General features: G+C 45.3%; 6 protein-coding genes and 2 rRNA genes (2 of these 8 only partly in view). 2 read left to right on the top strand and 6 right to left on the bottom strand.

The genetic code is table 11. The features are described 5' to 3' along the window. Nucleotides 1–238: the 3' portion of a TIGR04076 family protein gene (locus TOL2_RS00120; protein ID WP_014955549.1), read on the top strand. 41 nt of this gene lie to the left of the window's left edge; only the last 238 of its 279 coding nucleotides appear in the window; its start codon lies off the left edge, out of view; its stop codon occupies nt 236–238. A 127-nt stretch (nt 239–365) separates the two neighbouring features. Then, nucleotides 366–668, top strand: coding sequence for a hypothetical protein (locus tag TOL2_RS00115; RefSeq protein ID WP_041279150.1), 303 nt, complete (start codon nt 366–368; stop codon nt 666–668). A gap of 3 nt (nt 669–671) precedes the next feature. Here TOL2_RS00115 and radC read toward each other — a convergent pair whose 3' ends face one another. From radC to TOL2_RS00085, 6 genes are all read right to left on the bottom strand, one after another. Next, nucleotides 672–1,346 (bottom strand): RadC family protein, encoded by a 675-nt coding sequence (gene radC / locus TOL2_RS00110; RefSeq protein WP_014955547.1) that lies wholly within the window; start codon nt 1,344–1,346, stop codon nt 672–674. Between the two features lie 6 nt (nt 1,347–1,352). Continuing rightward, complete coding sequence (locus tag TOL2_RS00105) at nt 1,353–4,271, bottom strand: DEAD/DEAH box helicase family protein (protein ID WP_014955546.1); 2,919 nt, start codon at nt 4,269–4,271, stop codon at nt 1,353–1,355. Nucleotides 4,272–4,278: 7 nt separating this feature from the next. Then, entirely contained in the window at nt 4,279–5,499 is a 1,221-nt protein-coding gene (locus TOL2_RS00100) for a restriction endonuclease subunit S (protein ID WP_014955545.1), read from the bottom strand. A gap of 45 nt (nt 5,500–5,544) precedes the next feature. Next, complete coding sequence (locus TOL2_RS00095) at nt 5,545–7,599, bottom strand: type I restriction-modification system subunit M (RefSeq protein WP_014955544.1); 2,055 nt, start codon at nt 7,597–7,599, stop codon at nt 5,545–5,547. A gap of 393 nt (nt 7,600–7,992) precedes the next feature. Beyond that, nucleotides 7,993–8,109 (bottom strand): 5S ribosomal RNA (gene rrf / locus TOL2_RS00090). Between the two features lie 134 nt (nt 8,110–8,243). Next, nucleotides 8,244–10,000: ribosomal RNA gene (locus TOL2_RS00085) — 23S ribosomal RNA — on the bottom strand; it runs 1,239 nt beyond the window's last position.

Here is a 10,000-nt window from a genome sequence, read left to right as displayed (position 1 = left end):
CCAATGCCAGTGTGATCTCATGAAAAAAGGAGACTGCCTTTACATAAATGGTCCCATGATTGACAAAGACAAATCCGACTCCATCTGTGTGACGGCCCTGACTGCAATTTATCCATGGGTCATGACCGCTCGTTTTGGAGTTGAATCGAAAAATCTGGAATTTGATCAGGGCTGCTATAAGGTATGGTGTCCGGAAAAGCTGGTTGAATTCAGCATCAGCGCGATTAAGAATCCTTAAATCATGTGATGAAAGATGGAAAATCAGGATTCCCAAAAAAAACATCGAGTAACAGTCAGGGATAAAAAATGGCACAATTTGACACAAGAATCGCATTAAAACCGTACTTGGAACTAATTGAAAATGATTGCAACGGGTTGAATTTCCACAATCCAAACTCAAGCAATATTTTGATTGGGCCCTGAAAATCGGAAAAAAGCGAGTAGATAATATGGTTTCCAATCAGCACAGGGGGGCCTATGAAAAAGCCGCCTTGATGCTGGGTGTTCTTGCCGAAGTACATGCAGTACAAGGGGATCAGGAAAAGGCGCCAAACCTTATCCATGAATACTGCAAAGAAAAATACAACCGCCATATTGCATTTAAAAGGAAAATAAAAACAATGATCAGCCGTTCAAGGCTGCTTCAAGATGCGGATATCACCTTATAGCGTTCAGTTTAATTCTTCTATAACAGCATGTTCTTTAAAACTATAATACGTTTTTTTATTGAAAATAACATGATCCAGGAATCGTATACCAAGAGTGTTTCCAGCACGAATCAGCCGCTGTGTTACTGCTATATCATTTTTGCTGGGAGTTAAATCGCCCGAAGGGTGGTTATGGGCAACAATAACAGCAGACGCGCGGTCCGTTAACGGATCGGCAAAGACCTCTCTTGGGTGAACCTGAGTGGTATTGACCAGACCGATGGAAACCACGCGGATATTCATCACCTCGTTGGCACCATTGATGGATGCACATAAAAAATGCTCTTGTTTTCTATCCGCATAATGTTTGATATGGGGAAGGATGTCTTCAGGTGTATTGATTTTGAATCCTTCCGGTTTAATCCGCCGCCTTGTAAACTCTATGGCAGCAAGAATGATCGCAGCCTTTGCATCGCCAATGCCCTTAAATTTTTTCAAATCGTCTGCGGTCAGCCGAAATCCTTTTTTATCAATCACAGGAATCAATTTTTCAGCAAGGGTCATCACGTCCTGATTTTGAGAGCCTTTACCCAGAAGAATTGCCAGGAGTTCTTGATCCATAAGAGCTCCGGCACCCTTTCCCAAAAGCTTTTCCCTGGGCCGTTCTTCAATGGGCATCTGCTGTAATTTTTTTTTCATTCTGAATTATTTCGCAATTGTTTCCTGTAGACCGTTTTCAATGACCGTAAAGGCCATGATATCAAAAATCGCCCCGTCATCCGTATATTTGGGATCCCACAACGTTTCATACCGGTCCCGGTCTTCATAGGCTTCCTGTATCAGCCGATCAATTTCTTCTTTGTAAGTACCCCGGATAAAATATTCATCTTCCCTGTGACTGCGGATGGTATTTAAAATCTGTTCATCCTGCATTTTTTCTTCCGTCACTTCCCGGATTATAATGGCTTCATCATCTGATATGGTAAATTCCTTTCGAATCTTATCAATGACATCCTGGATGGTCACCTTTTTCACGGGTAATCCTGCCCCTTTCCGACCTTTCTTCACCAGTTTTACCGATCCGCCACTCCTGACCTCATCAATAAATTCCACATTGGCCTTGACCACCTTTGTTTTCCGTATCTGTTTCATCAGATCGGACACAGATCCCTTTTTGATGAGCTGAGGACCGACAACCTCGGCAAAGGCAACAAAAACTGAAATATGCACCGGGTATTGAAAAAACCCTGTCATAAAATAATAAACTTTCACAAACCTGGCCAGAAGATAAACAAATGATTTTCGTTCATCCGAATCGGACAGGCGTTCCTGGAAGCGGCCCCGCAGTTCAGCCACCCGTTGCTGTACAAGGGCATCACTATTTTGCTCCATCAGATCGGCCATCCGGTCCGCATCTGCCTGGTCAAATATTTTTTTTGAAAGAATCGCCTCATACAGATCAATGCAATCATTTTTGTCCGGCTCCTCCGGTTCAAACGGAGTGCCTTTACGATACTTGTTAAAGGCTTTCAGGATATTTTTTGCATTGTTGGTAAAATCGACCACAACAATCTCATCCTTGCCCTCATGACACCGGTTCAGCCGGGATACCGTCTGGACGGCATTCCGGTCCACCACAGCCTTATCCAGGAACATTCCTGCCAGAAGCGGCTGATCAAAGCCCTCTTGAAACTTATTGGCCACCACCAGAAGCCTGTAATCCTCCCCTTCAAACCGGTCTTCAATGGCTTCATTTGGATTCAGATGATTGATTCCGGCCTCGGTAACCACTTCATTAGTGTCCGGATGAATAAAGGGTGAAAACGCATACAGAACATTATAATCCCTTTTTCTTTCCACAAGTTTTTCCCTGAAAATATTAAAATACCGCAGGCCTGCAATCCTGGACGTGGCAACGATCATGGCCTTTGCCTTTCCATTGATCAGCCCCATGACCCTCTCCTCAAAGATCCTGAGCATCACTTCCGCCTTGTACTGGATCAACCCGTCATCCTGGAACGCCACGTTTTTAAGGGCTTTGCTCACCACACCGGCCGGATAAAGCGCTTCCTCATCCAGGCCCGTCACCACGGGGCAATGAAGATGATACAGGGTCTTATAGGAAATGATGCCGGTGGCCACATCCAGAATATACCCCTCCTGTATGGCTTCGTCCTCGGAATAGGTGTCAAAGGGCTCCCCGAAAAGGGTCAGGGTCGCCTTTGACGGGGTTGCCGTAAAGGCAACGAAAATCTGGTTTTGATCATTGGCCCGGATAATCCGGACCAGCTCTTCTTCAGGATCTTTTTCCCCTGCTTCAACATCTTCGGCAGCAGGATCACGAAACGGCTGCTTGACGGTCATGGCCATTTTGCCTTCCTGGGACCTGTGGGCCTCGTCAATGAGGAAGGCCACCCGAAGCTGCTTTAATGTTTCATCCCCCTGGATCTGATCCAGGATAGGTTTAAATTTCTGCTGGGTGGTTACAATGATTTGGGCTGTCCGCTTGCAGATATAGGTTTTCAAATCCCTGGATGTTTTGGCAATGCCCACAACATCTTTTAAATGGGCCAGTTTCTCCATGTCCTCTTTGATATTTTTATCCAGGGATTTCCGATCGGTCAGAATAAAGATCAAATGAATGACTTTTTCATTTGTTCCGGGTCTGAAAAGGCTGTGGAAGCGATCGGCCAGCCAGCAGATGGACAGGGTTTTACCGGACCCGGCTGAATGATGGATCAGATATTTTCTGCCCAACTGCCGATTGTCTGCAAAATGAGCTTCAAGATCCCGGGACAATTCTTCCACCATCCTGGACTGGTGAAACCGGGGAAAAATGGTAAATGCATGTTGTTCCGGCTTGTCCGCTTCTGCTTCCTTGAACGGAACATAAATCAGGTAAAAGGAAAGGGCCTTGAGAATAGACGCTTTTGACAGCACTTCCCGATACAGGAATTCCACTGGATATTCACTCTTTTTGCTGATCGGCGTATTTTTCAAGCCCATATTGTGCCACCTGAAATGATGCTCCCGTGAAGGGTCGGTGGCCACCATGACATCCGAGGTGTCTGCGGCAATGTGGAGAAAGGGAAGCTGAAAAATCCGGTCGGTATGATCCCGGCTCACATACTGGGCCACGGCATCATGGACGGCCTGGTTTTTTTCATGTTTCAGCTCCATGGTAATGATGGGAAGACCGTTTAAAAAAAATACAAAGTCGGGCCGTTTCCCCTTTTTAATCACCAGTTCTTCCCTGAAACTGATGCGGTTCTGCTCAAAATATTTGGCAGCCACACTCTGTTTCGACCGGGGCATGGGATAGTAAAGTTTAAAGGCAAGCCCCCTGACCATGAGACCCTTCCGGATGACCAGCCAGAGCGGGGAAACAGCCAGCTCTTTTTTCAAGGCCCGGAAGATTTCATCCCCGCTGTCACTGCCATAGTTTTCTTCAAGGGTTTTATACGTTTCTTTCTGGGTGGCCCGGATAAATGCCAGCAGATGATCTTCGACAAAATACCAGTCCGGATCGGTGATGTCCGATGCGTCAAGGGGAAGATACTCATGAACCGTCTCAAGAAATGCTGCTATATGCTTCTGGAACTTTTTTTCCGGTCCGTCCGGCATTGTTTTACTACTCCTTTAGATCATTGTCAGTAATCCTTCTTTTTCCGGTCACACATTCATGTACGATGGATTTGCGATACAGTTCAAGTGTTTCTATTTGTTTTATGATATTTTTTTTCAGTTTTTCGATCTGAGTGGTTTTTTTATTCAAAAAATCAACTATCTCGCCCTGTTCTTTTTTTGAAGGCAGTGGAATGGGAAACGCCTTTATTTTTGATGCATTGGTTGATGCGAGGTTTGTCGTTTTTTTTCCAGTTGCTTCAAAATAGATCCGACCATAACTTGATGTGGTTATCAAAGTTAAAAAAGCTGCCATTAATTTAGACTTAATCGGGCGAATTGCAAAAATATGATTCTGGTGAAGACATTTCTCAATTTGACCTTCCCAAAGGAATCCTCGGCCGAGTTTATCAAGATCACCACCTTCCGTCATTAACACATCACCTTTTTTTAATTCCAACCCTGCGGCTGTTTTTTTCGGCAAGGAGATGGTAGAAACATCCTGTAGATCTAAATACCCGTCCTGAACATTGGCAACTCTCAAATATGATCTTTTAACTAAATTCCCAGAATATTGTTTTCCCAAAGTTAAACCGCTTTGAATCTTGGATATTCTTTTTAACTTGACCGCTTTCCAATGCCTTGGAATTTTCCCCAGCCACTCCACCCCGGAATCCTTCATCTCAACCGAATCCTCCAGTCCCTGGGTCACGGCTTTATGGATAATGGATTTTTTAAGGGCTTCCAGAAGTTCCAATTGTTTTTGCTTGATGGAAATAATGGTGTCAATTGATGCACAGGTTTTATCGAGATACTTTGCAATAATTTTTTGCTCTGTATATGATGGAGATAAAACTTCTTTTGAATATGCATGTTCTCTGTTTAATCCTGGCACAGCACTATCTGAGTTCATTTTATCCAGCTCAAGTAATCCCAATAAATAAAATAGATATTTAATGTCAGCTTTTGTTGTCGTTTTATCAACAAAAAAAGTAGTGTCTATAGGGAAACAACTATTTTCTGAAAAATGGACTGATCCGGAAGAACCTTTTCGCCCTATTATTATTGTTTTACCAAAACTTATGGATTTATTATGACTACCTACGACCCCATTTGATCCGTATACATTAACATCACCTTTTTCTCGATTTTCTTTTGATAGAGAGTCTCCATATTTACACCTTACTATCCTTTTCAGTCTTTTCTTGGGCCATTTAATAGAACTCACTTTTTTATATTTCCATATTACTTTTATTTGAATTTTCTTTCATCTTCACAGTTTTTTCAGCATCTCTTCTGCCTCTTTTTCCAAGGCCCAGAACGCCTTGAGCAGCTCATCCGCCGGTTGGGGCGGCTCATACGTGTAAAAATACTTGTTGGGCAAAATCTCATACCCGAGCTGGGGGCTGTCCTTCCACCGGATAATGGGTTTTTCAATTTCCCGTTTCAAAAACGCCTCTATGTCCTCCCCAAACGGGATGTATTCCGTGTCCGATACATAATGGCGGTGGGTAAAGACCACGCTTTTATCCAGATCTTTGATAAATGCCTTAACGGCCCTGGTCTTTTCCGAGGCGGTTTTCAACGCCTTTGTAAGGATCTTGATCTCCTGCTTAAAGGCGGTTTTGATCTCTTTTTCAAACACCTTGGAAAACAAATCCTCCGGGGTCAGGGTAAAGGAAATCGTTGTTTCCCGCTCTTTTGATGTCAAAACAATGGAAAATTTCAGATCACTCTCGTAAAAGGTTTGTTCCTTTGTTATGTTGGCCGGGGTGAGGGCCTTGGTATAGGGCTCCGTAACAAATCCGGGTTCATCTTTTTCATTGGTCTGCCAGAACACCACCGATACCTTGTGAAAGGCAAAATCCGTGGTATTGAATATTTTTACATGGTCATTTTCAAATCCTTTTTCCCATCCGTTTTGAAAATAGTCTTTGATGGTTTCCATGTGGTGAGCGGATATCCGATTGCGCTTGTTGCCAAAGGATTTGGGTTCTTTTTCATAATAGCTTCGCCCGTCGATGAGCATGACGTTATTTTTATGGCGTTCAGGCTTTTTATTGGACAGCAGCCAGATATAGGTGAAGATGCCGGTATTGTAAAAAAGCTGGTCCGGCAGCATGACAATGGCATCCAGCCAGTCGTTTTCAAGGATCCACCGCCGGATCTCGCTCTCCCCTGATCCGCAGTCCCCGTTGCTCAGGGGCGAGCCGTTAAAAATGATGGCAATTTTGCTGCCCCCGTTTTTGACGGGTTTCATTTTAGACAGCATGGTCTGAAGAAAAAGAAAGGCCCCGTCGTTGGTCCGGGGCATGCCGGCTGCGTACCGGGTGGTCTTGAATTTCCGGGCCTCGTGTTCATACCCGTCCTTACCGCCCCAGGTGACACCGAAGGGGGGATTGGACAGCATATAGTCAAATTTATATTTCGACGCAGCCAATTGATCCCCGGGTTCCGGGCTGTTCTGAGCATCCGGTATCAGGGAATTGCCGAAAAATATCTTTGCATCCTCTTCCTTGATGAGCATGTCCGCCTTGCAGATGGCATAGTTGCCGGGCTGAAGCTCATGGCCGTGCAGGGTGACCAACCTCTGAACATTGGCTTTTTCCATATCAGTCGCTGCCCTGTCATAGAGGTACTCCTTGGCCACCGAGAGCATTCCGCCGGTACCGCAGGCCGGATCATAGACGGATATATGTTTTTGAGGCAGGGGGATCTCCAAAAGTTCCACCATGAGGCGGATGACTTCACGGGGGGTAAAATGCTCTCCCGCCTCCTCACCGCTCTGCTCGGAAAACCGCCGCAACAATTCTTCATACACATACCCCATTTCAAGGTTGGTCAGCTCATCCGGCCCCAGGGGTTCTTTGGCATACTGGTTCAGAATGGGGGAAAGGCGTGAATTTTTAACCATACGGCCGATGATTTCCCTGTAGTTGAAATGCTCGATGATTTCCTGAACATTATCAGAAAACCCGTTGATGTATGCCCTGAAATTCTTTTCCATGAGGGTGGGGTCTTCTGCACAAATTTTTTCCAGGGTCCAGGCAGTGGTATTGGAGAAAGGGGCTTTTTTGGAATTCAGCTCAAGTTTCTTAACCAATTCCAGAATATTTTTATCCTTCACGCCCGGACGTTTGACTTTAAGGTCTGCTGCCTGATTTTCCCGCCACTGGATCAGAACGCACTCCAGGCGACGGATGACAATAATGGGAAGAATAACGGTCTGGTATTCATAGGCCTTGAATTTTCCCCTGAGTCTTTCGGCGGATTTCCATATTTCATTGGTGAGATTATTTAATTTGTCTTTATCAACGATCTGTTTCATCTTGATTAATTTTTTTATTCCCTATTCGGTTGTGAAATATTTCAATTTTGAGCTGAAAGATTTTTTTCGGTATGGTCGTTCAATCAACCCTGTAAAAACCATATCACCCATAAAGCTATTATCTACTATGACATTTATTGAAAAGAGTAAACCTAAATTCCAAGGGATACCATAGAATTCATTTAGGCTGGCTGATAAGCTTGATTGGCAGCTATCTTGGAGCAGATTCTTTAAACAATTTCTTATAGCTGACTCGATAAGATTTAGGTGTGTCGTTGATGGGCTTAATAAATTTGTTTGACTGTTGTTTGACTGTTCTTAATATAAAACGCAAAAAGCCCTGATCATTGAACCATATTACAGGTTTTAACGATCAGGGCTTTTTAAAGAATAATCCGGCGGCGTTCTACTCTCCCACACAGTCTCCCATGCAGTACCATCGACGCTAAAGAGCTTAACTTCCGTGTTCGAGATGGGTACGGGTGTGACCTCTTTGCCATAGCCACCGGATTAAGATGGCTGGATCCCGGACGTTTGAATATTTTTTAATGGGTTACATGTCCGATAAATCCTTAAATTTATAATAAGTTGCAGTAAATTTTAATATGTTTGCATTAAAGCGTTCAAAGTTATCTGTGGAAAAAGTGGCTAAGCCTCACGACCTATTAGTACCAGTCAGCTGAACACATTACTGTGCTTACACACCTGGCCTATCAACCTTGTAGTCTTCAAGGGGTCTTTAGTCTATAAATAGATGGGATATCTAATCTTGAAGTTGGCTTCCCGCTTAGATGCTTTCAGCGGTTATCCATACCCAACTTAGCTACCCAGCAATGCCGCTGGCGCGACAACTGGAACACCATTGGTTGGTCCAATCCGGTCCTCTCGTACTAGGATCAGATCTCCTCAAATATCCTGCGCCCACGAAAGATAGGGACCAAACTGTCTCACGACGTTTTAAACCCAGCTCACGTACCACTTTAATTGGCGAACAGCCAAACCCTTGGGACCTGCTCCAGCCCCAGGATGTGATGAGCCGACATCGAGGTGCCAAACCGCCCCGTCGATGTGAACTCTTGGGGGCGATAAGCCTGTTATCCCCGGCGTACCTTTTATCCGTTGAGCGACGGCCCTTCCATTCAGAACCGCCGGATCACTAAGACCTACTTTCGTACCTGCTCGAAATGTCTCTCTCGCAGTCAAGCTCCCTTATGCCTTTGCACTCTACGGCTGGTTTCCAATCAGCCTGAGGGAACCTTCGCGCGCCTCCGTTACTCTTTGGGAGGCGACCGCCCCAGTCAAACTACCCACCAGACACTGTCCTTAACCCGGATAACGGGTCGAAGTTAGAACACTGAAATATGAAGGGTGGTATTTCAAGGGTAACTCCACAAGCACTGGCGTACCTGCTTCCAAGTCTCCCACCTATCCTGCACATCATATCCCAAAATCCAATGTCAAGCTGTAGTAAAGGTGCCGGGGTCTTTCCGTCTTTTCGCGGGTAGACGGTATCTTCACCGCCATTCCAATTTCGCTGAGTCCCTTGTTGAGACAGTGTGGAAGTCGTTACGCCATTCGTGCAGGTCGGAACTTACCCGACAAGGAATTTCGCTACCTTAGGACCGTTATAGTTACGGCCGCCGTTTACCGGGGCTTCAGTTCAGTGCTTCGCCGAAGCTAACAAATCCCCTTAACCTTCCGGCACCGGGCAGGCGTCAGACCCTATACTTCGTCTTGCGACTTTGCAGAGTCCTATGTTTTTAGTAAACAGTCGCTACCACCAATTCTCTGCGGCCTCCGTCAGCTCATAATGAAAATTAATCACCAATAGAGGCATACCTTCTCCCTAAGTTACGGTATTATTTTGCCGAGTTCCTTAACAAGGGTTCTCTCAAGCGCCTCGGGATACTCTCCCTGCCTACCTGTGTCGGTTTACGGTACGATCACCTGTTGTCTCAATAGAGGCTTTTCTTGGCAGCATGGGTGCAGTCAGTTTATGGGATCAGATCCCTCCTCATCACTTCTCAGCCTTAATGAAAATCCGGATTTGCCTGGATCTTCAGCCTACGAGCTTAAACCGCCTATTCCAACAGACGGATGACTTGCCCTCCTGCGTCCCCCCTTCTCTCAAACAACAACTGGGTGGTACAGAAATATTAATCTGTTTTCCATCGACTACGCCTTTCGGCCTCGCCTTAGGGATCGACTAACCCTGAGCAGATTAGCTTTACTCAGGAAACCTTGGGCTATCGGCGAGCGGGCCTCTCACCCGCTTTATCGCTACTCATGTCAGCATGGTCACTTGTGCAATCTCCACATGGTCTCACGACCACGATTCTGCGACGGCACAACGCTCTTCTACCAATCGACTTAATAAATTAAGCCTATTCCGCAGCTTCGG

The organism is Desulfobacula toluolica Tol2, from assembly GCF_000307105.1.
Classification (GTDB): domain Bacteria; phylum Desulfobacterota; class Desulfobacteria; order Desulfobacterales; family Desulfobacteraceae; genus Desulfobacula; species Desulfobacula toluolica.
The sequence above is the reverse complement of the archived record's forward strand: the minus strand, read 5'-3'. Positions and strand labels throughout refer to the sequence as shown.

What these genes read in the sequence shown, in the direction of transcription:
- radC (WP_014955547.1), bottom strand. Translation starts at nt 1,346, where the DNA reads ATGAAAAAAAAATTACAGCAGATGCCCATTGAAGAACGGCCCAGGGAA.
- TOL2_RS00105 (WP_014955546.1), bottom strand. Translation starts at nt 4,271, where the DNA reads ATGCCGGACGGACCGGAAAAAAAGTTCCAGAAGCATATAGCAGCATTT.
- TOL2_RS00095 (WP_014955544.1), bottom strand. Translation starts at nt 7,599, where the DNA reads ATGAAACAGATCGTTGATAAAGACAAATTAAATAATCTCACCAATGAA.